A 20923-nucleotide genomic window follows, 5' to 3' on the forward strand; every position below is an offset into this window, starting at 1 on the left:
TTTCACCCGTGCGTTCGGGCATCCTCCCCGAACAGGGACGAGATCGAGCGTGCGAGGCGCGCGGCGGTCGCATGCGCATCGATCGGGATGGGATGCCCGCCGATGATCACGCGGCGCACGTCCGATGCCGTCGCCGTGAGGGGAAGCTGCTCCGCTCGACTGCCTGACGTGCGAAGGGACATCGTGTCGAGCTCGACGAGGTCGAGGGGTCCGCCCACGCGCGCTGCGGGTGCCAGGCCGAGTGAGGAATAGCCACCCGCCGACCCGATGCTCCACAGGGTGGCCGGCGCGATGCGACCGCGCTGGAGCGACCGCAGGCGCTCGCCGGCCTCCAAGCCGCGCAGCTCCAGGAGGGGGTCGACGACGGCGTTCTGATCCGAGCCGACCGCGAGTTTCGCTCCGGCGACGGTGAGTTCGGTCGCCGGCCCGATGCCGTCGCCGAGGTCGGCCTCGGTGGTGGGACAGAAGACGGCGTGAACGCCCGCGTCGCCGAGCAGCCGGATGTCGTTCTCGGTGAGGTGCGTCGCGTGAACCGCGGAGAGGCGCGGCGCCAGGAGTCCCTCGGCGGCGAGCAGCTCTGTGGGCGTGCGACCGTACGCCGCCACGCAGGCCTCGTTCTCGGCCGGCTGCTCCGAGAGATGGATGTGCAATGGCACGTCGGCGGGGAGCTCGCGCGCGATGCGGGCGAGCTCCTCCCGGGGGACGGCCCGCACGGAATGCACGGCTGCTCCCAGGGTGACCAACGGCGCGCGGTCGGCCAGGGCATCGCGCAACGCGTGCCAGCGACACAGCCATGACGCGGCATTCCCATCGCCGAAGCGCGCCTGCTCCGGAGAGAGCGGGGTGCCGATCCCGCCGGTCAGGTAGCACGTGTCCAGCAGCACGAGGCGGATGCCGGCATCCGTCGCCGCATCCGCGAGGGCGAGCTCCATCGCATGGTTCTCATAGGGGGTGCCGTCCGGCCGATGGTGGACGTAGTGGAATTCGCCGACCGCGGTCCACCCCGACGCCACCATCTCGGCGAAGACGCCGGTGGCGAGTTCGCGGTAGTTGCCGGGGTCGAGCCGTCCGGCGGCCCGGTACATGAGCTCGCGCCACGTCCAGAACGAACCGGACTCGTGCGTGCGACCTCGCAACGCACGGTGGAACGCGTGCGAATGCGCGTTCGCGAAGCCCGGGGCGGCGAGATCGAGCCGGAGAGCTTCGGCCGGCGCTTCGGTCGTCGTCTCGGAGAGCACCGTGCCCGCGTCATCCGCCTCGAACAGCACCCCGCGCTCGAGGACGCCGTCGCGGATCAGTCGATCGACCCAGACCCTCACGCCAACTCCTCGATCGTGCGCACGAGCGCGTCGACTCCTGCCTCCACGGCCGCGTCGTCCGCGCCCTCCTCCGGTGCGTGCGAGACGCCGGAGGGATTGCGCACGAACAGCATCGCGGTCGGCACGTGAGCGGCGAGAACGCCGGCGTCGTGACCGGCGCCGGTCGGCAGCACTGGAACGTTCCCGAGCGTCGCGGCGATGCGATCGCGCAGCGCGGGATCGAAGCGCACCTCGCCGCTGTACGACTCCTCGACGACGCTGGCAGTGCAGCCCTCGGCCGCGGCCGCGTCGATGACGGCCTGCTCGACCTCGGCGATGATGTCGCGGGTGTCGCGCTCGGAATCGGCGCGCACGTCCAGCCAGGCTGATACCCGAGAGGCGATGACGTTCGTGCCGCCGGGGACCGGCTCGATGCGGCCGATCGTGGCGCGTGATCCCGCGCGTCGTGACGCGGCCCTGCGGGCCGCGAGCACAGCTTCGGCGGCGGCGAGCATCGGGTCGCGTCGATCGGTGATCTCGGTGGTGCCGGCATGGTTGCCCTGGCCGCGCACGTCGATCCGCCATCTGCCGTGCTCCAGGATCGAGGAGCCGACGGCCACCGGAGCATCCATGTCGATGAGCCCCTTGCCCTGTTCGACGTGCAGCTCGACGAACATGCCGATCCGGCTGAGCGCCTCGGCGTCTCGTCCTGGGGTCGGCAGGCCAGCTGCGCGGGCGACATCGGCGAAGCGGTTGCCGCCGGCGTCCTTCAGGTCTCCCGCCCGCTCGGCCGAGATCGCGCCGCTGAGCAGCCGCGAGCCGAGGCACGCGATACCGAAGCGCGAGCCCTCCTCTTCGGCGAAGACGGTGACCGCGAACGGTCGGTTCGGCACGAAGCCCCGCTGCTGAAGTCGGTCGACGGCGGCGAGAGCGCTCACCACGCCGAGGGGGCCGTCGTGCGCGCCGCCACCGGGCACGGAGTCGAGGTGGCTGCCCGTCACGAAGGCATCGGGGCCGGGTTCGCCCCACCACGCCCACAGGTTGCCGTTTCGATCGGGGATCACGTTCAGTCCGAGACGCTGTGCGCGCTCGATGAACCAGTCGCGCAGGTCGTGCTCGGCAGCATCGAAGACGTGCCGGGAGTAGCCGCCGCGGTGGGGGTCGCGACCGGTGTCCTCGATCTCACCGAGGAGCCGGAGTGCGCCGAAATCGTTCGTCATCAGTTTCTCCTACTGCTTCTCGAGGGTGGTGCCGTTGGTGAGCCCGGCCGAGAGTCGGTGGGCGGCCGACGCCAGCAGCAGTCCGCACTGCTCTGCCGATTGCGGCGTCACACGGTAGCTGGGCACCAGGATGCTGAGTGCGGCGATGATGCGGTCGGAGGCCATCACCGGTGCGGCGATCGCTGTCACGTCGCGTTCGATGCCCCGCTCGACGATCACGTATCCCGATTCCGGCGTCTGCCCGCGGAGGGCGAGCCCGGCCGCCGACCCGTCGAGCGGAATCGTGCGGCCCACCCAGGTCGTGTGCCGGACGGAATGCGACCCCTCGACGATGCTGATGTAGAGGGCGGATGCCGCGTGACCCTCCACGCTCAGGTACACGGATTCGCCGGTGGCCTCTTCGAGACCGACCATCTCGTCGTGGCAGATGGTGATGAGCGACTCGTGGCCGAGCGCCTGCGCGCCGAGCTGCATCAGTCGTGATCCCGCTCGGTAGGTCGCCTCGTCATCGCGCCGCACGAATCCGGTCGCCTCCAGAGTGCGCAGCAGACGCAGCGCGGTACTGGGGGAGAGGTCCACGGCGCGTGATGCCTCTGCGAGGGTGGCGCTGCCCCGGTCGCAGACGATCGCGAGCAGTGAGAGTGCGCGTTCGACGGTGCGCGTGGACTGTTCGCTCATGTGTCTCCGGATCGACTTCTTCGACGATGAGAACGGGGGACGTCTCCGCAGTGTTCTCGAAGTATTGCCATTAGACAAAATACACGTGCCACTAGATGAAATCAAAGATCATGCTTAGAGTGTGTGCGTGAGCACGACGGCCTGGCGAGTGATCCACCCGAGTGGGGTGGCGTCGACGCGTTGGGCAAACGGGCTCGGTACGACCAGGGAACTCGCCAGCGGCGGCGACGGAGCGTGGCGGCTCAGCCTGGCGGACATCGGCGCCGAGGCGGAGTTCTCATCTCTGCCGGGGATCGACCGGCTGCTCATCGCGCTCTCGGGTGGTGTCGTCCTGCGGGTGGCCGGCGTGGAGAGCGAGTTCGGACCGGGCGATTACGTAGAGTTCCCTGGCGAAGCATCGGTCTCGGGGTGGGCGCTCGCCTCCGAGGCCTCGGTGATCAACCTGATGGTGGCGCGCGATGCTGTGCGTTACGAATTCTGCATGGAGGGGTCCGCGCGGGAGATCGCTCTGCCCGCGCTGTCCGACGAGTTCGTCGTGCTGCTCGGCGACGGTCAGACCGCCGCGGGCGAGCGTCTGGAGCGGGGGACCGTGCTGCTTCCTGGGGCGGCGTCTCCCGACGCGGCTTCCGTCGTCTTCACCGAGGGCATCCCGATCTGCCGGGTGCGCCTCAGCGCATCGGCCGGGAGCGTTCAGCGGTAGACGTGTCCGGACTCGGCCTGGTGCAGTGAGTCGCGACCGGCGACGCGGCTCCAGTCGGTGGCTGTCGGACGGTAACCGTCGCGGCGGACTTCGAGGACGGTCGCGACGGTCGCCCAGGCGGCGATGGCGATGAGTGCGATGAGGAGTATCATGGCAGTAACGCTACGATCGAAGCCGTTCCGCCACGAGTGGCGGAAATGACTATGATCGTTCGAAAACTGCCAAGCATGGGAGAACGCATGAAAACGGTTGCCTGCGTAGTCCAAGACGGCTTCGCCCCGTTCGAGTTCGGTGTCGCCTGCGAGGCTTTCGGTCTGGACCGTTCGGATGACGGCGTGCCGAACTTCGACTTCCGGATCGTCACGCCGCGGCCGGGCGTCGTGCAGTCGAAGATCGGCTTCTCGATCAATGTCGAGCACGACCTCTCGTTCGCATATGAAGCAGACCTCGTCGTCTTCTGCCCGATCCCGCGGGACTACTGGGGCAAGATCGACCCGCTCCTCCTCGATCTCGCTCGCGACGCGGTCGCCCGCGAGGCCTGGGTGCTCACCGTGTGCAGCGGCTCGTTCATCCTCGCGGCCGCCGGTGTGCTGGACGGACGCCGCGCGACGACGCACTGGATGTATGCCGACGTCATGGCATCGATGTACCCGCAGATCGACGTCGATCCTGACGTGCTGTTCGTGCAGGACGGCCGCATCATCACCAGCGCCGGCACCGCAGCCGGACTCGACGCCTGTCTCCACCTGCTGCGCCAGGAGCTCGGTGCCGAGGTGACGAACCGGATCGCCCGCCGCATGGTGGTGCCTCCGCAGCGCGACGGCGGTCAGGCGCAGTACATCGACCGACCGATCCCCGTCGTCGAGAGCGACTCGCTCGCGAGCGTTGCCGACTGGGCCGTCGAGCATCTCAAGGATGACCTCGCCGTCGACCTGCTCGCCGCCAAGGCGCTGATGTCGCCGCGCACCTTCGCCAGGCGGTTCAAGGCGGAGTACGGTGCGACACCGGCGGCCTGGCTCGCGCGGCAGCGCATCATCCACGCGCAGCGGATGCTGGAGCGCACCGACTTCGGCCTCGATCAGATCGCCGAGGAGTGCGGATTCGGTTCGGCCGCAGTGCTGCGGCAGAACTTCGCCCGTGTGCTCGCCGTGACGCCGACCGCCTACCGCGCCCGCTTCTCGTGTGCAGACGAAGAACGGATGCCGGCGGCCTGATCGCCCGCCGGCATCCGTTCTGGTCGTCGGTTCTCTAGCTGCAGTTCATCGACCCCGCGCGCAGCGCGTGACCGTCGGTCTCGCCGTCATCCGCCCACACGACGACACGCGAGCCGCCGACGCACTGCGGGGCGAGCGCGAAGCCCTCGTTGTTGAGGTTCGGCATGCCGGAGGGGCGATCGTTGTGCGCGATCACCGTGAAGGCGCCGGCGGTGACCTTGAGAGCGGCGAGTTCGCCGTCGCAGGTGTCATCGCAGACACTCCACAGCGTCTTCGTGCTCGGGTCGTACTCCAGCTCCATCACGCTCGCCAGGCCCGACGTGAACTTCGCGATCCGGGTGAAGCTCGAGCTGCCCTGGTTGAGCGCGTAGGCGTACACGTCACTGGTCTCCTCGACGCCGACGAAGAACAGGCCGGTGCCGTGGTTCGCGTAGTTCGCGGGGTTGTACGCCGAGCCGGTGCTCTGGTCGACCAATCCGGCGGCGGTGAGGTCGGCATCCGGAATCCAGGCGATGGACTCCAGGCCGTCGTTCGATCCCACCGACGGAATGTCGCTCGTGAGGTTCCACTCGCGGCTGGCCGTGATCGTTCCGGTACCGCTCGTTGCGTACTTCAGGACCGACAGGCGGCTGGTGCCACTGCTGGCGCCATTGCGCTCTGAGGCGACGAACACGTCGCTGCCGACGACGGCGACGCCCTCGGCATCCACCGTTCCGGAGCCGGTGGGGAAGCGCAGCGTGCGTCCGCCGGACCATCCGGAGGAGGGCGCCCAGTTCGAACCCTGCTTCGTGAGGCGGTGGAGTGTGCCGCTGCCGTTGTTGACCGCCCACAGCACCGTGCCGTCGGCGGAGAACGCGAGCCCGCTCATATCGCTGCCGAAGGTGCCGGAGGCGTCGACGGTCGAGATCGATGAGTTGCCGGGCCAGGGGCCGTCCGTCGGCTCGGTGGGGTTGCCGCCGCCGGGGGTGCCGGCGGTGCCGTAGGCCTCGAGCTCGAAGAGCGAGTAGCCGTAGGCGGTGCCGCGCTCGGTGGCGTTGATGCGGAGGTAGCGGCCCGTGCCGTTGAGGGCGGTGTGCTCGTCGGTGGCGCCGTTGCCGGCGGTCTCGGCCTTGAGCGGCGTCCAGGTGGTGCCGTCGTTCGACATCTCGATGGTGTACTTCTTGGCGTACGCGGCCTCCCACTTGAGGACGACCTTGTTCACCTTCGCGCCGGTGCCGAGGTCGACTCGGATCCACTGCGGTGTGGCGCCTTCGACGCTGGCCCAGCGGGTCGTCGCGTTCGCATCGACCGCCTTGCCGGCCTCGTGGCCTGCGGCCTCGACCGAGGAGGCCGTGACCGGCTTGCCCGTGGTGATCAGCGTGTCGGTGGGGTTCGGGGTCGGCGTCGGAGTGGGGGTTGGCGTCGGGGTCGGCGTGCTGATGACGCCGGCGGTGCCGTACACCTCGACCTCGAAGAGCGAGTAGCCGTAGCTGGTGGCGCGCTCGGTGCCGTAGACGCGCAGGTAGCGTCCGGTGCCGTTCAGGCCGGTGTGCTCGTCGGTTCCGCCGTCGCTCGCGGCCTCGTGCGTGAGAGTCGTCCAGCTGGAGCCGTCGGCGGACATCTGCACGTCGTAGTCGGAGGCGAACGCGGCTTCCCAGTTCAGTACGACCCGGTCGACCGTGGAGCCCGCGCCGAGGTCGACCTGCACCCACTGATTGTCGACGCCCTCGGTGCTCGCCCAGCGCGTGGTCGCGTTGCCGTCGAACGCCCGGGATGCCTCGAAGCCTGCTCCTTCGGTGGTGGAGGACGATGACGGACGATTCTTCGAGATCAGGGTGGGCGTATCGGCCTGGGCGGACATGGCCACGATGCCGGTGAGTGGGATGGCGATGGCGGCGGCCAGAAGGCCGAGAAGTGGTCTACGTTGACGCATGATTCCTCCGGTGAAGGTTATTAGGAAATCTTCTTTACAAAGATCATGCATCGAGGCGCACGGTATGCGCAATGGTGAAGAGCGGAGGAGCCGCGGTTCTTCCGGGTCAGGAAGAGGCTGCCCAGTGCCCGGGCGAGGGCAGGGTGACGTCGCGCACGTCGATTCCGTCAGGCGTCACGGATGCCGTGCAGTACAGCAGTGACTGCGTCGGATAGCCGTGCGGTCGGTTGTCGCGGATGATCGCCCTGTCATCTTCCGGGGGGAGCTGCGCACTCCTGGCGAGCAGTTCGATCCACGGCCGGGCCCAGTCGGCGTCGCCCTCGTTCCGGGTCAAAGCCTGGAACTCGGGGAGCCACGCGGCGATCCGCGGGGTCGCATCGTCGTCGAGATCGTCGTGCGCGATCATGTGCACGCCGGCGGAAACCGGGGTCGCTCGAAGATCCGCACCGTCCCAGGAGAGGACGCGGGCGGCATCGGGGCCGACCTCGAGCAGGTTGAAGCCGTGCATCGGCAGGGGCGCGGCCGGTGACCGTCCGACCACGGACTCGAGCGCGAGCGATCCGCGGGAGAGCACCTGGTCTTCCGGAAGACCGAGGACGTCGGCGCGATTGAGCAGCACAGCCAGTCGGCGTTCCGCGGGGTTCGCGGCGAGCCAGGCGCCGCCGGCGCGGCGATCCCGGATGCCGATGACTCCCGGGTACCGCTCGGGCCACCAGGCGCCGAGCGAATCCCACTCCCGCTGCGGGTCCTCATCGCGTACGGCGAGGAGGTGGGCCGTACCGGCATCTGCGATGTCAATGATGACCGTGCACACATCGTCAGTCTAGGAGCGAGCCATCGCTTCACAGAGCGCAAACGCACCAATACTCGCCGGATATCGAGCCGTTTGCGCTCTCTGAAGGCCCCGGTCGCCCTGCAGTCAGGCAGAATCGAACCGTGAACATCGTCGTCGGAGTCACCGGTGGTATCGCCGCCTACAAGACGGTGCACCTGGTGCGCCTCCTCACCAAAGCCGGGCACGAGGTGACGGTGATCCCCACGGAGGATGCGCTGCGCTTCGTCGGCCTCCCCACCTGGGAGGCGATCAGTCGGCATCCGGTGACGACGAGCGTGCACGAGGACGTCGCCAAGGTGCGGCACGTGGCCCTCGGTCAGGCGGCCGAGCTGGTGATCGTCGCGCCGGCGACCGCGAATACGATCGCGAAGATGACGGCCGGGCTCGCCGACGACCTGCTGGGCACCACGCTGCTGGCGACCGTCGCGCCCGTCGTGATCGCCCCGGCGATGCATGCCGAGATGTGGCAGCATCCGGCGACGCAGTCGAACATCGCGACCCTGCGTGAGCGCGGTGTGCGCATCGTCGGACCTGCCGACGGCGAGCTGGCCGGTGGCGACAGCGGACCAGGGCGGATGTCGGAGCCTGAGGAGATCTTCGCGGCGGCGCTCGCCGCGATCACGCCGGGTGATCTCGACGGTCGCCGCATCGCCGTCTCTGCGGGCGGTACCAGGGAGCCGATCGATCCGGTGCGCTATCTCGGGAACCGTTCCAGCGGCCGGCAGGGGGTCGCCCTCGCGGTGGAAGCCGCCGAGCGCGGTGCCGAGGTGGTGCTGGTCGCGGCGAACATCTCCCACGATGTGCTCGCGGCCGCGCAGCATCCCCGCATCCGGGTCGTGGGTGTCGGTGCGGCGGCCGAACTCGGTGCCGCCATGCGCGAAGCGGCTGCGGAGGCGGATGCCGTTGTGATGGCGGCGGCGGTCGCGGACTATCGTCCCGCCGAGGTCGCCGCGCACAAGCTCACCAAGGAATCGGGGCCTCTGACCTCGATCGAACTCGTCGAGAACGAGGACATCGTGGCCGGGCTCGTGCGTGACCGTCGAGCAGGGCAGGTGATCGTCGGGTTCGCGGCGGAGACCCCAGTGGCAGGCGGCGGGGTCGACGACGCCGAGCTGATGGAGCGCGCGCGTCGCAAGCAACAGCGCAAAGGGGTCGATCTCCTGGTGGTGAACGAGGTCGGCTGGGACCGCGGGTTCGAGGCAGCGGAGAACGCCGTACGCATTCTCGGGTCAGGCGGTGCGGTCGTCGGTTCCGCTGCCGGGTCGAAGAGAGAGGTCGCCCGAGCGATCTGGGACGCCGTGGTAAAGTTGAGTCAATAAGACTCAACTTTTAAGGAGACTCCGCAGGAGGAAGAAATGGCAAACCCCGCACAGGAAGATCAGCGGTCCGCGCTCGAGCAGTTCGGAGTCAATCTCACCGACCGCGCCCGTCAGGGCAAGCTCGACCCGGTCATCGGACGAGACAGCGAGATCCGTCGGGTGAGCCAGGTGCTCACACGGCGAACCAAGAACAACCCCGTTCTCATCGGTGAGCCGGGCGTCGGCAAGACCGCCGTCGTCGAGGGGCTCGCCCAGCGCATCGTCGCCGGCGACGTCGCCGAATCGCTCAAGGACAAAGAACTCGTCTCGCTCGACATCTCCGCCCTCGTCGCCGGGGCCATGTACCGCGGCCAGTTCGAAGAGCGCCTGAAGAGCGTGCTCAAAGAGATCACCGAGTCCGAGGGCAAGGTCATCACCTTCATCGATGAGCTGCACGTGCTGATGGGTGCGGGCGGCGGCGAGGGGTCGGTCGCGGCATCCAACATGCTCAAGCCGATGCTCGCCCGCGGTGAGCTGCGCATGATCGGCGCCACGACCCTCAACGAGTACCGGGAGTTCATCGAGAAGGATGCCGCGCTCGAGCGCCGCTTCCAGCAGGTGTACGTCGGCGAGCCCAGCGTCGAAGACACGATCGCGATCCTGCGCGGGCTCAAGGGCCGTTACGAGGCGCACCACGGCGTGACCATCTCGGACAGTGCGCTCGTCGCCTCCGCGGCGTTGTCGAACCGGTATCTGCCCAGTCGCCAACTGCCCGACAAGGCCATCGACCTGATCGACGAGTCCATGTCGCGGTTGAAGATGGAGATCGACTCCTCGCCCGTCGAGATCGACCAGCTCAAGCGGCAGGTCGATCGGATGCGCCTGGAAGAGCTCGCGCTGAAGAGGGAGAAGGATGCCGCGTCGAAGGAGCGGCTGAGCACTCTGCGTGAGCAGCTCTCCACGATGGAGAAGGAACTGGCCGCGCTGGAGGAGCGCTGGGCGCGCGAGCGTCAGGGCCTCAACCGGGTCGGCGACCTGAAGAAGCAGCTCGACGATGCGATCACGCAGCGCGACCTCGCGATGCGCGAGGCCGACTACACGCGCGCGTCGAAGCTCGAGTACGAGACGATCAAGCGCCTCGAGCGCGACATCGCCGAGGCGGAGCAGGCGGAGGCTGCGACGTCGACCGAGGGCCGGATGGTCAACGAGCAGGTCACCGACGAAGACATCGCCGCGGTGATCGCGGCGTGGACCGGCATCCCGGTGGGCCGGCTGCTGCAGGGCGAGAGCGAGAAGCTGCTGCACCTGGAGTCCGAGCTCGGCAAGCGCCTCATCGGGCAGAAAGAGGCCGTGAAGGCGGTGGCCGATGCGGTGCGACGCTCGCGCGCCGGCATCAGCGACCCCGGTCGTCCGACCGGCTCGTTCTTGTTCCTCGGCCCCACCGGTGTCGGAAAGACCGAGCTCGCCAAGGCTCTGGCCGAGTTCCTGTTCGATGACGAGCACGCCATGGTGCGCATCGACATGTCGGAGTACGGCGAGAAGCACTCGGTCTCCCGCCTGGTCGGGGCTCCTCCCGGGTACGTCGGCTACGAGCAGGGCGGTCAGCTCACCGAGGCCGTGCGGCGTCGCCCGTACAGCGTGATCCTGCTCGACGAGGTCGAGAAGGCGCATCCGGAGGTCTTCGACGTCCTGCTGCAGGTGCTCGACGACGGGCGCCTGACCGACGGTCAGGGGCGCACGGTCGACTTCTCGAACGTCATCCTGATCCTCACCAGCAACATCGGGTCTCCCATCCTCATCGACCCGGCGCTGTCGCTGGAGGTGAAGCGCGACGCCGTCATGACGCTCGTGCGGCAGTCGTTCCGCCCCGAGTTCCTGAACCGGCTGGATGACATCGTCATGTTCCAGGCGCTGTCGGAGGATGACCTCGCCCAGATCGTCGAGCTCTCCGTCGACCAGCTGCAGAAGCGGTTGCACGACCGCCGCCTCGCGCTGGCGGTCACCCCCGATGCGCGGACGTGGCTCGCCGAGCGCGGCTACGACCCGATGTTCGGTGCGCGTCCGCTGCGTCGCCTCATCCAGTCCGAAGTGCAGAACAAGCTCGCGACGGCGCTGCTGTCCGGCAGTGTGCACGACGGCGATACGGTGCGGGTGGACATCGCGGCGGACGGTTCGGGCCTCGTGCTCACGGCGGCCCCCGCGCCGGTGGAAGACGCGGGGGACGACGACGTGATCGAGGCCGAGCTGCTCGACGACTGAAACGACGGATGCCGCGGCATTTCTGCCGCGGCATCCGAAGTCGTGCTGCCGGGAGGACCCGGCGGTGGCGTCAGGCGCTGAGGATGACGGTCTCGTCGATCGCGCGGCGCACGCGCGGGGCGGTCTCGCCCTGCTGGATGCCCTCGGGAAGAGCCTCGGCATCGCCGAGTTCACCGATGGCGATGACCGTGGTGGCGGCGAAGCGCGGGGGGAGGTCGGCGAACTCGCGGACGACCTCGGGGTCGAAGCCGCTCATCTGGTGCACGAGCAGGCCGTCGTGGTGGGCCTGCACCGAAAGGTGAGCGACAGCCTGGCCGAGGTCGTAGACCGCGTGGCTGATCGCCGTGCCGTCTTCGGCTTCGGTCTCGGCGACGGCGACGATGAGCACAGCGGCGTGAGGAGCCCACAGCTGATTGAACTCGACGAGAGAGTCGACAACCTGCGCGTGCAGCGCGGTGCCACGGCGGGCGATGATGAAGCGCCACGGCTGCAGGTTGTAGGCGGAGGGGCTCCAGCGGGCTGCCTCGAGGGCTGCGGAGAGCTTGGTTTCGTCGATCGCCGAGTCGGCGTCGAAGGCGCGCGGGCTCCAGCGCCCGGCGAGGACGTCGAGGACGTCGTGCTCGGTCGGGGCGGTGCGGTCGATGATGGGAGTGCTCACAGAAGTGCCTTTCGGATGGAGTCGATCGGACTCCATCGTCCGGGTACCTCAGGGCCAACCGATTCATTCGCATGCATATTCCCGCGAATTCGGATCGGCCGATCAGGCGTGCGTCGGGCACCCCAGCTGCTCGGCGACCGCGCGCATCGCTGCTGCCGCCTTCGGTACCGTCATCAGCGCGTTGCCGCCGACGATGTGCAGGCCATAGGCGTCTTCGAGGGCGACGAAAGTCATCGCGAGCTGCTCGTCGTCGAGTCGCGGGGCGAAGACGCCCGTCGAGCGTCCGTGGGCGATCACGCCGCGGTAGGTCTCGAGCTGTCGCAGGTACAGCTTCTGCACCAGCTCGTCGTGCAGGGCCGAGTTGCCGGCGAGCACATCGAACTCGTAGAGCAGGCTCATCAGGGCGTCATCCGGCCCGTCCGGCAGGCCGGCGTCGATGGCGGCGCCGAACTGCTCCCGAGGGTCTTCGATCTCCGCCAGCACCGCGTCTCGCTCATCGCAGAATCTCTGGATACCGGCGGCATGCGCCTCGACGAGGAGGGCGTCGAGGTCCTCGTAGTAGTACAGGATCGCGCCGCGCGTGAGTCCGGCGGCCGCAGCGACATCCGTCAGTGACAGCGACCGGAGCCCGTGCTCTCGGCCCGCGGCGTAGGTCGCGTCGATGAGGGCTGCGCGGCGTTCTTCCTGTCGTCGTGGTCGCGCCATTCCTTGACACTACCCGAGGAGAGTGTCACACTCGGGTAATTCTTTGACATTGGAGTCAAAGAATTACCCGACTCGGATCCACGACGAAGAGAGCCCGATGATGTCCCACCCGAACCCTGCGGCGAGCGCCGCTCCGCCGGCCCTCGACACCGCGGCGACGACGACGCACGGAGGACAGCTCTCCCGCTCGCTCGGCGTCGGCGGCAACGTGCTCATCACCCTCTCCGGCATCTCGCCCGCGTCGAGCGTGTTCATCCTCGGCGGTGCGGCATTCGCCGGTTACGGCACTGGCGTCTTCTGGGGATTCATCCTCGCCGGTGTCATCAGCCTGCTCATCGCCCTCTGCTACGCGGAACTCGGCTCGCGGCATCCGCTCGCCGGCGGCGACTACACCCTGGTGAGCCGCGTTCTCGGCCCCGCCCCCGGCGCTGCCGTGTTCTTCATCAGCCTGATCTCGCTTCCGCTGATCATCGCGATCTTCGCCCTCGGCGTCGCCGACTACCTCGGTGTCGCGATCGCCGGACTCGACCCCCTGTGGACCGCCGTGATCGTGATAATCATGGCGACCATCACGGCGTGCTTCAACATCCGCACCAACGCCTGGGTCACCGGTGCGTTCCTCTTCATCGAGATGGCGGCCCTCGTCTACCTCGCGTTCCTCGGCATCATCCAGATCGAGCGCCCGATCACGGATCTCTTCGACCCGCAGGCGCTGGATGCCGCCGGCGGCCTTGCGCCGCTCGGCATCGCCGGCCTCGTGCTCGCCGTCACGCAGGGCATCTTCGCCTACAACGGCTACGGCGGGGCGATCTACTTCGCCGAGGAGACGAAGGACGCCCGCCGCACGATCGCCAAGGCCCTGCTGTGGAGCGCCCTGATCACCGTGATCGCCGAGATCGTCCCGCTGACCGCGATCCTGCTCGGTGCCGAATCCCTGGAAGAGCTCTTCGGTGCCGACCTTCCGGTGGAGTCCTTCCTCTCGGCGCATGCCGGTGACACGGTGTCGACGATCATCCTGATCGCCATCGCGCTCGCGATCATCAACGCGATCATCGCGATCGCGCTGCAGGCGGGACGCCTGCTGTTCGCCGCAGCGCGCGATCAGGCGCTGCCCGCCGCGCTCGCTCGTCCTCTCGCGCGCATCTCACCCAGAACGAAGATGCCCGTCGCCGCCACCATCACGATGGGCGTGATCGCACTCATCGCCTGCTTCGTCCCCTTCGACGTCCTGTTGAACGCGACCGGCTCCACGCTCGCGTTCTCCTACGGGTTCATCGCGCTCGCCGCTCTGGTGGTCCGCAAGCAGTCCGGCGCCGCCCCCGGCAGCTACCGGATGCCCGTCTGGCCGGTGCCGCCGGTGGTCGCGCTGCTCGCCATCGCGACGATCTTCGTCATCGGCATCCTCGACCCGGCGCAATGGCTCAGTCTCGGAATCGCCGGAACCATCGTGGCGGCTGGATTCCTGTACTACGCGCTGTACCTGCGGACGCACCCGGGCGCGATCCATCTGCTCGAGGCGGATGCCGAGACGGACGAGGTCGTGGCATGACCGTCGACACGCTCATCACCGGTGCCCGCGTGCGCACCTTCGATCCGGAGCAGCCGTGGGCGGAGGTCGTCGGCATCGACGGTGACCGGATCGCCTTCGTCGGATCCGCCGAGGATGCTCCGGCCGCGCGCCGCACGATCAACGCCGAAGGACGGCTGCTCACACCGGGCGTCATCGACAGCCACAATCACCTGCTGCTCGGTTTCGACGAGGACGCGGTGTCTCTGGAAGGTGCGACCACGCTCGCGGAAGTGCGCCGTCGCATTGCCGAGTTCGCCGACCGGCGCCCAGAGCTGTCGTGGATCTGCGCGGAGAACGCGGTCTACTCCGTCGTCGAGGGGCGCCGCCCCCGAGCATCCGACCTCGACGGGCTCACCGACCGGCCGGTGTTCGTCACCACCTACGACCAGCACTCGGTGTGGCTGAACCGGGCGGCGCTGAGCGTGCTCGGCATCGCCACCGGGGCCGACGTCGCCTGGGGGCGTCCGGAACGCGATGAGCGCTCCGGCGAGGCGACCGGCTGGGTCACCGACTTCTACACCAGCGCGATGACGACCGCCGGTCTCGCCGAACTGCAACGGGACATCCCGATGTATTCGCCGGAGCGGCGCTACCGCAAGCTTCTCTCCAGCATCCGCATGGCCACCGCCAGCGGCATCACCACCGCGGTCGAGCCGCAGGTGCCGCTCGCCGAGATCGGGCTGTTCCAGCGTGCGCTCGCCGCAGGAGAGCTGTCATCGCGGGTCATCACGGCGCTGTTCCATCCGGTCGGCGCCGACGGCGCCTTCCGTCAGGCATTGCGGCAGGCGGTGAGCGATGCGAGCGCCCATGCCGATGCCGATGGCCTGTTGCGGCTCGGGCCGCTCAAGCTCTACGCCGACGATGTCATCGAACCGCACACCGCGCTGATGCTCGACGACTACGCCAACCGGCCTGGTGTCCGCGGGCGCCCGAGCTATCCGGGACGTGAGCTCGTCGAGGTGATCAGCGAACTCGACCGGCTCGGCTTCCAGACGCACACCCACGCCACGGGAGATGCGGGCATCCGGCTCGCCCTCGACGCGATCGAGGAGGCCGGCCGCCGCAACGGTACGCAGGATCGGCGTCACGGCATCGTGCACGTCGAGTGCCTGCATCCGGAGGATCTGCCGCGTTTCCGGCAGCTCGGGGTCACCGCGGCGATGCAGCCGCGGCACTGCTCGCCCGACCTCGTCGCGGGAACCTGGATGGAGAACGTCGGAGAGGAGCGCTGGGATCGAGCCTGGCGGTTCCGGAGTCTGCTCGACAGCGGCGCGACGGTCGCGTTCTCGAGCGACTGGCAGGTGGGGGAGATGGATCCGCTCATCGGCCTGTACTCCGCGGCGACGCGAGCGGGTCTGGACGGCACGGATGCCTGGACGTCCGCGGAGCGGGTCGGTATCGATCGCTCGCTGGAGGCGTACACCGTGCACGGCGCACGTGCCTGGCACGCGGAGGGGGATCGCGGCCGGGTGCGCCGAGGGATGCTCGCCGACCTCGTCGTCTGGTCGGGCGATCTCTACCGGCACGAGTCGGAGCCATCGGGATTGCTCGATGAGCATGCCGAGATCACCGTTGTGGGTGGGCGCTTCGCGCACTCGGCCGGCGCCCTCGTCGAGCCGACTGCGGATCGTGCGGACGACCCGGTCGCCGCAGGCCACGGCGCGGAGCACGTGCACGTGCACTGAGTGAGGGGTCTGGAGGGTGTGGCGAGTGGAGGGGTCGCAGATGGCCGCTTCCCTCAGGAAATGGCGACCATGTTCGACCCCTCGTGAGGCGGAGGGGTCGCAGATGGCCGCTACCTTCAGGAAATTGCGACCATGTTCGACCCCTCCTGCGGGCGGCTGGTTGACGCCCTGGGCGGGGGTCGCAGATGGCCGCTTCCCTCAGGAAATGACGACCATGTTCGACCCCTCGTGAGGCGGCGGGGTCGCAGATGGCCGCATCCCTCAGGAGATTGCGACCATGTTCGACCCCTCGCGCGCGGGGTACGAGGGGTGGGTCATCAGTCGGGGAGGATGCGGGCGGCCGCATCCTCCAGAGCCCGCCGCACGGCACGGATCGAGGGGGCGGCGGCGGAGACGCGTCGCGCGGAGGAGAAGATCTCGCGCCGCGGCGTCTCCGGCAGGGCGTCGAGATCGACCGACGGGCTGTCGCCGCCCCAGACGAGTTCCGGCAGCAGTCCGACCGCGAGACCGGCGTGGATCAGTCGGACGTGAGCGGTGAGGTCGGCGATCTCGTAACGGACGTCGGGCTCGAATCCGGCCGTGCGGCAGAGCTGCTCGGCCCAGGCGCGGGATGCCGTGCCGGCCGGCTCCAGCACCCAGGGCTCGTCACGGGTCGACCACAGGGCGGCCACCGCATCCGCGTCCCCGGCGCTGCCGGCTCGACGGGCGAGAGCGATCGCGTCGTGGGCGAGGACCACCCGGTCGAGGTCGGCGTGGATCGGCCGGGTTCGGCCCGGGTACTGCTCGGCGAGGATGAGGTCGAAGTCGCGGCTGGAGACGCCGACGAGGCCGGTCTCCGGGTCGCACTCGGTCACCTCGACGCGCAGGGCGGGATGCTGTTCCTTCAGCGACTTCAGGGAGCTCGGCAGCAGCGAGTGCGCTGCGGATTGGAAGACCGCGACGCGCACCGTGCCGGTGACCTCGGTCAGCGATTCAGCGACGGCGATCCGCGCGTGCTCGAGCTGATCCAGGATGCCGATCGCTTCCGCGACGAGCACGTTGCCCTGCGGAGTGAACTGCACCCCGCGGCCGACCCGGCGCAGCAGCGGCACCCCGACCTCGCGCTCCAGAGCACTCAGCTGCTGCGACACCGAGGCCTTGCTGTACGACAGGGCGTCGGCCACGGCGGACAGGGTTCCGCGGCGGCTGAGCTCCACCAGCATCCGCAGTCGATTGACGTCCAGCATCCGCGTCCCCATTGTTCAGCAAACATGAACAGAATTCATGCAAATCGGTTGATAGACGGAGCCTACCGAGCGGGATGAGAATGATCCAGCCGCACACGACCCGGGTGTGCGATCCCTGGAAGGTTCCCGCCAATGACCGTCGTCGACACCACCCCCCGTACCGAGGACGTCGCTGCCCTCGTTCAGCGCTGGCTCACCGAGAGCGAGACGCACCCCGTCGAGCCCGCAGCGCAGCGTCTTTCCGAGGTCCTCAAGGACCCGAACGGCCTCGCATTCACCGTTGGATTCGTCGACGGCGTGATGCGCCCCGAAGATCTCTCGGTCGCGGGCCGCAAGCTCGCCGAACTCGCCACGATCACCCCGAAGCTGCTGCCCTGGTACCTGCAGTCCGCGATCCGCGTCGGCGGTGTCATGGCTCCGAAGCTTCCCGGAATCGTCGTGCCGATCTCCCGGCGCGTCCTGCGCGCGATGGTCGGCCACCTCGTGCTGGATGCAACGCCCTCCAAGCTGGGTCCGGCGATCGCGAAGCTGCGCAAGAGCGGCAACCGCCTCAACCTCAACCTGCTCGGCGAGGCTGTGCTCGGTGAGCGCGAAGCTGGTCACCGTCTGAAGGGCACCTACGACTTCCTGGCGCGCGACGACGTCGACTACGTGTCGATCAAGGTCTCCAGCGTCGTCAGCCAGCTCTCGATGTGGTCCTTCGACGAGGCCGTCGCCGACGTCGTCACGAAGCTCACCCCGCTCTACGAGCTCGCCGCTAAGGCAGAGGCCGCGGGCAAGGCGAAGTTCATCAACCTCGACATGGAGGAGTACCGCGACCTCGATCTGACGATCGCTGCCTTCACGACCATCCTCGACCAGCCGCAGTTCCAGGACCTCGAGGCCGGGATCGTGCTGCAGACCTACCTGCCGGACGCGCTCGCCGCGATGCAGCACCTGCAGGAGTGGGCGACCGCGCGCCGCACGAAGGGCGGGGCGCCGATCAAGGTCCGCGTCGTCAAGGGCGCGAACCTCGCGATGGAAGAGGTCGACGCCGCGATCCACGGCTGGCCTCTCGCCACGTACTCGACCAAGCAGGACTCCGACACGAACTACAAGCGCGTGCTCGACTGGGCGATGACACCGGAGCGCCTGGATGCTGTCCGCATCGGCGTCGCCGGCCACAACCTCTTCGACATCGCTTACACCTGGCTGCTCGCGCAGGCGCGCGGCGTGACCGACGGGGTCGAGTACGAGATGCTCCTCGGCATGGCGACCGGCCAGGCCGAGGCGGTGCGCAAGGACGTCGGGCGCCTGCTGCTGTACACGCCCGTCGTGAACCCGGCCGAGTTCGACGTCGCGATCGCCTACCTGGTGCGACGCCTCGAGGAGAACGCCAGCCAGGAGAACTTCATGTCGGCGGTGTTCGAGCTGGCGACCGACAGCACGCTGCTGCGTCGGGAGCGCGAGCGCTTCGAGCGTTCCCTGGCGGCGCTCGAGGTCGACCGCTCGGTGCCGCAGTCGAACCGCATCCAGGACCGTGCCGCCGAGGCGGTCGCGCAGACATCCACCACCGAGGGCTTCGAGAACCAGCCGGACACCGACCCCGCCATCGCCGCGAACCGCGCGTGGGGTCGCGACATCCTCCGCCGCTCGGTGGCCACGACACTCGGGCAGGATGCCATCGCCGATGCGCGCGTCGAGACCGGCGCGCAGCTCGACGAGGTGTTCGCCGCCGCCGAGGCCGCAGCCGCGAAGTGGGCGGCCCTGCCGGCACGGGATCGCGCCGCGGTGCTGCACCGTGCAGGCGACGAGCTCGAGGCCCGCCGTGGCCAGCTGCTCGAGATCATGGCCAACGAGGCCGGCAAGACGATCGCCGAGGGTGATCCAGAGGTCAGCGAGGCCATCGACTTCGCGCACTACTACGCCGAGCGCGCTCTCGACCTGGAGAACATCGCCGGCGCCGAGTTCGTGCCGTCGAAGGTGACCGTGGTCACCCCGCCGTGGAACTTCCCGGTGGCGATCCCCGCCGGTGGCGTGCTCGCCGGTCTCGCCTCGGGTTCGGCAGTCATCATCAAGCCGGCCAAGCTCACCCAGCGCTGCGGTGCCGTGATGGTCGAGGCGCTGTGGGCTGCCGGTGTGCCGCGCGACCTGCTCGCGCTGGTCGACCTCGCCTCGCGCGACCTCGGTACCAGCCTGGTCTCGAACCCGGTCGTCGACCGGGTCATCCTCACCGGCGCCTACGAGACCGCGCAGCTGTTCCGCTCGTTCCGGCACGACCTGCCGCTGCTCGCCGAGACCAGCGGCAAGAACGCGATCATCGTCACGCCTTCGGCAGACCTCGATCTCGCCGCCGCCGATGTCGCGCGCAGCGCCTTCGGGCACGCCGGGCAGAAGTGCTCGGCGGCTTCCCTGGCGATCCTCGTCGGCTCCGTCGGCGACTCGCAGCGCTTCGAGCGCCAGCTCGTCGACGCGGTGACGTCGCTGAGTGTCGGTGTGCCGTCCGACCCGACGACGCAGATGGGGCCGATCATCGAGCCCGCATCCGGCAAGCTGCTGAAGGCGCTCACCACGCTCGACAAGGGCGAGCGCTGGCTGGTGAAGCCCGAGAAGCTCGACGCCGACGGCAAGCAGTGGACGCCGGGTGTGAAGACCGGCGTCGTCGCGGGCTCGACCACGCACCTCACCGAGTTCTTCGGTCCGGTGCTGGGCATCATGCGCGCGAAGAACCTCGACGAGGCCATCCGCCTGCAGAACGCGGTCGACTACGGCCTGACCGCCGGCATCCACTCCCTCGACTCCGAAGAGGTCTCCACCTGGCTCGACCGCGTCGAGGCCGGAAACCTTTACGTGAACCGCGGGATCACCGGCGCCATCGTGCAGCGCCAGCCGTTCGGCGGCTGGAAGCGCTCCGCCGTCGGTGCGGGAGCGAAGGCCGGCGGCCCGAACTACCTGTTCGGACTCGGTGACTGGGTGCCGGCCGAGCTGCCGGCCGCGGCCGCGGGTGCGGCGGTCGTTCCGGCCGTGCAGTCGTTGGTGCAGGCGGCCTCCGGCGATCTGGATGCGGTCGAGAACGAGTGGCTGCAGCGGGCAACGGCATCCGATGAGCGTGCATGGGTCGACGAGTTCGGCGCCGTGACCGATAAGTCGCAGCTCGGTGTCGAGCGCAATGTGTTCCGCTATCGCCCGGTCGACGTCGATGTGCGCATCGCTGAGCACGCACCGCTCGTCGAGACGGTGCGCGTGCTCGCCGCCGCTTTGCGCAGCGGCAGCTCCTTCACGGTGTCGGCACCGGCACTGCCCGGTCGGGTCGAGAAGGCGCTGCGTGCAGAGGGCGTCACCGTGAAGCACGAGTCGGATGCCGCCTGGGTCAAGCGGTACGCGAAGGGCGAGCGCAGCTGGCAGCGGGTGCGTCTGGTCGGCGGCGACGCCGGCGCCCTGCACACCGCCCTCGGCGGTTCGCCGGACGTGGCCGTCTGGTCGCACGCCGTCACCGGCGCCGGCCGGGTCGAGCTGCTGCCGTTCCTGCACGAGCAGGCCGTCTCCATCACGAACCACCGTTTCGGGAACCCGACGACGCTCGCCGATGGCGTGATCTGAGCAGACCGCGGTTCGCCGAGACCCCCGCTTAACGCCGAGACCCCCTGCTGCAGCAGGGGGTCTCGGCGCTATCTGGGGGTCTCGGC

At 68.8% G+C, this 20923-nt stretch carries 16 protein-coding genes; 7 read left to right on the forward strand and 9 right to left on the reverse strand.

The annotated features are described in order from the left end of the window. Positions 1-2: 2 nt before the first annotated feature. From LTA6_RS07495 to LTA6_RS07505, 3 genes are read right to left on the reverse strand one after another with little or no spacing between them, the layout of a single operon-like run. Positions 3-1319: a formimidoylglutamate deiminase gene (locus LTA6_RS07495; protein ID WP_407359081.1), complete on the reverse strand. Its 1317-nt coding sequence runs from the start codon at positions 1317-1319 to the stop codon at positions 3-5. Continuing rightward, positions 1316-2518 carry an allantoate amidohydrolase gene (locus LTA6_RS07500; RefSeq protein WP_407359082.1) on the reverse strand — a complete coding sequence of 401 codons (1203 nt, stop codon included), beginning with the start codon at positions 2516-2518 and terminating at the stop codon, positions 1316-1318. The genes LTA6_RS07495 and LTA6_RS07500 overlap by 4 nt, the downstream gene beginning before the upstream one ends. Before the next feature lie 9 nt (positions 2519-2527). Then, positions 2528-3196 (reverse strand): IclR family transcriptional regulator, encoded by a 669-nt coding sequence (locus LTA6_RS07505; RefSeq protein ID WP_407359083.1) that lies wholly within the window; start codon positions 3194-3196, stop codon positions 2528-2530. Positions 3197-3323: 127 nt separating this feature from the next. Here LTA6_RS07505 and LTA6_RS07510 point away from each other — a divergent pair, with 127 nt between their 5' ends. Beyond that, a complete protein-coding gene (locus LTA6_RS07510; RefSeq protein WP_407359084.1) occupies positions 3324-3896 on the forward strand; it encodes a HutD family protein in 573 nt (190 codons plus the stop codon). Here LTA6_RS07510 and LTA6_RS07515 read toward each other — a convergent pair. Next, positions 3887-4048: a hypothetical protein gene (locus LTA6_RS07515; RefSeq protein ID WP_341977063.1), complete on the reverse strand. Its 162-nt coding sequence runs from the start codon at positions 4046-4048 to the stop codon at positions 3887-3889. The genes LTA6_RS07510 and LTA6_RS07515 overlap by 10 nt on opposite strands. Before the next feature lie 87 nt (positions 4049-4135). Between LTA6_RS07515 and LTA6_RS07520 the strand changes: the two genes are divergently transcribed. Then, the gene (locus LTA6_RS07520; RefSeq protein ID WP_341977065.1) at positions 4136-5110 is read left to right on the forward strand and encodes a helix-turn-helix domain-containing protein; all 975 of its coding nucleotides are present in this window, start codon (positions 4136-4138) and stop codon (positions 5108-5110) included. A gap of 34 nt (positions 5111-5144) precedes the next feature. Here LTA6_RS07520 and LTA6_RS07525 read toward each other — a convergent pair whose 3' ends face one another. Next, the gene (locus LTA6_RS07525) at positions 5145-7022 is read right to left on the reverse strand and encodes a discoidin domain-containing protein (protein WP_407359085.1); all 1878 of its coding nucleotides are present in this window, start codon (positions 7020-7022) and stop codon (positions 5145-5147) included. A gap of 106 nt (positions 7023-7128) precedes the next feature. Beyond that, positions 7129-7836 carry an NRDE family protein gene (locus LTA6_RS07530; protein WP_407359086.1) on the reverse strand — a complete coding sequence of 236 codons (708 nt, stop codon included), beginning with the start codon at positions 7834-7836 and terminating at the stop codon, positions 7129-7131. 122 nt (positions 7837-7958) lie between these two features. Here LTA6_RS07530 and coaBC point away from each other — a divergent pair, with 122 nt between their 5' ends. Next, on the forward strand, positions 7959-9176 hold the full coding sequence (gene coaBC, locus LTA6_RS07535; RefSeq protein ID WP_407359087.1) for a bifunctional phosphopantothenoylcysteine decarboxylase/phosphopantothenate--cysteine ligase CoaBC: 1218 nt from the start codon (positions 7959-7961) through the stop codon (positions 9174-9176). Positions 9177-9212: 36 nt separating this feature from the next. Continuing rightward, on the forward strand, positions 9213-11414 hold the full coding sequence (locus LTA6_RS07540) for an ATP-dependent Clp protease ATP-binding subunit (protein ID WP_407359088.1): 2202 nt from the start codon (positions 9213-9215) through the stop codon (positions 11412-11414). Positions 11415-11484: 70 nt separating this feature from the next. Here LTA6_RS07540 and LTA6_RS07545 read toward each other — a convergent pair whose 3' ends face one another. Together LTA6_RS07545 and LTA6_RS07550 are read right to left on the reverse strand one after the other, a co-directional pair. Then, the gene (locus LTA6_RS07545) at positions 11485-12072 is read right to left on the reverse strand and encodes a nitroreductase family protein (protein WP_407359089.1); all 588 of its coding nucleotides are present in this window, start codon (positions 12070-12072) and stop codon (positions 11485-11487) included. 102 nt (positions 12073-12174) lie between these two features. Beyond that, positions 12175-12777 (reverse strand): TetR family transcriptional regulator, encoded by a 603-nt coding sequence (locus LTA6_RS07550; protein WP_341977076.1) that lies wholly within the window; start codon positions 12775-12777, stop codon positions 12175-12177. Positions 12778-12874: 97 nt separating this feature from the next. Here LTA6_RS07550 and LTA6_RS07555 point away from each other — a divergent pair, with 97 nt between their 5' ends. Together LTA6_RS07555 and LTA6_RS07560 are read left to right on the forward strand one after the other, a co-directional pair. Beyond that, positions 12875-14326 carry an APC family permease gene (locus LTA6_RS07555; RefSeq protein WP_407359090.1) on the forward strand — a complete coding sequence of 484 codons (1452 nt, stop codon included), beginning with the start codon at positions 12875-12877 and terminating at the stop codon, positions 14324-14326. Next, positions 14323-16032 (forward strand): amidohydrolase, encoded by a 1710-nt coding sequence (locus tag LTA6_RS07560; protein WP_407359091.1) that lies wholly within the window; start codon positions 14323-14325, stop codon positions 16030-16032. The genes LTA6_RS07555 and LTA6_RS07560 overlap by 4 nt, the downstream gene beginning before the upstream one ends. Before the next feature lie 317 nt (positions 16033-16349). On the opposite strand, the gene LTA6_RS07565 is transcribed toward LTA6_RS07560, so the two are convergent. After that, a complete protein-coding gene (locus tag LTA6_RS07565; protein ID WP_407359092.1) occupies positions 16350-17258 on the reverse strand; it encodes a LysR family transcriptional regulator in 909 nt (302 codons plus the stop codon). Positions 17259-17390: 132 nt separating this feature from the next. On the opposite strand from LTA6_RS07565, the gene LTA6_RS07570 reads away from it, so the two are divergent. Next, positions 17391-20837, forward strand: coding sequence for a bifunctional proline dehydrogenase/L-glutamate gamma-semialdehyde dehydrogenase (locus tag LTA6_RS07570; protein WP_407359093.1), 3447 nt, complete (start codon positions 17391-17393; stop codon positions 20835-20837). Positions 20838-20923 lie beyond the last annotated feature (86 nt).

Source organism: Microbacterium sp. LTA6, from assembly GCF_045690355.1.
GTDB lineage: Bacteria > Actinomycetota > Actinomycetes > Actinomycetales > Microbacteriaceae > Microbacterium.

Excerpts from the sequence above, each read along its gene's own strand:
- LTA6_RS07570 (WP_407359093.1), top strand. The coding sequence starts at position 17,391 with ATGACCGTCGTCGACACCACCCCCCGTACCGAGGACGTCGCTGCCCTC.
- LTA6_RS07525 (WP_407359085.1), bottom strand. The coding sequence starts at position 7,022 with ATGCGTCAACGTAGACCACTTCTCGGCCTTCTGGCCGCCGCCATCGCC.
- LTA6_RS07550 (WP_341977076.1), bottom strand. The coding sequence starts at position 12,777 with ATGGCGCGACCACGACGACAGGAAGAACGCCGCGCAGCCCTCATCGAC.
- LTA6_RS07515 (WP_341977063.1), bottom strand. The coding sequence starts at position 4,048 with ATGATACTCCTCATCGCACTCATCGCCATCGCCGCCTGGGCGACCGTC.
- LTA6_RS07520 (WP_341977065.1), top strand. The coding sequence starts at position 4,136 with ATGAAAACGGTTGCCTGCGTAGTCCAAGACGGCTTCGCCCCGTTCGAG.
- LTA6_RS07555 (WP_407359090.1), top strand. The coding sequence starts at position 12,875 with ATGATGTCCCACCCGAACCCTGCGGCGAGCGCCGCTCCGCCGGCCCTC.
- LTA6_RS07565 (WP_407359092.1), bottom strand. The coding sequence starts at position 17,258 with ATGCTGGACGTCAATCGACTGCGGATGCTGGTGGAGCTCAGCCGCCGC.
- LTA6_RS07560 (WP_407359091.1), top strand. The coding sequence starts at position 14,323 with ATGACCGTCGACACGCTCATCACCGGTGCCCGCGTGCGCACCTTCGAT.
- LTA6_RS07505 (WP_407359083.1), bottom strand. The coding sequence starts at position 3,196 with ATGAGCGAACAGTCCACGCGCACCGTCGAACGCGCACTCTCACTGCTC.
- LTA6_RS07500 (WP_407359082.1), bottom strand. The coding sequence starts at position 2,518 with ATGACGAACGATTTCGGCGCACTCCGGCTCCTCGGTGAGATCGAGGAC.
- LTA6_RS07540 (WP_407359088.1), top strand. The coding sequence starts at position 9,213 with ATGGCAAACCCCGCACAGGAAGATCAGCGGTCCGCGCTCGAGCAGTTC.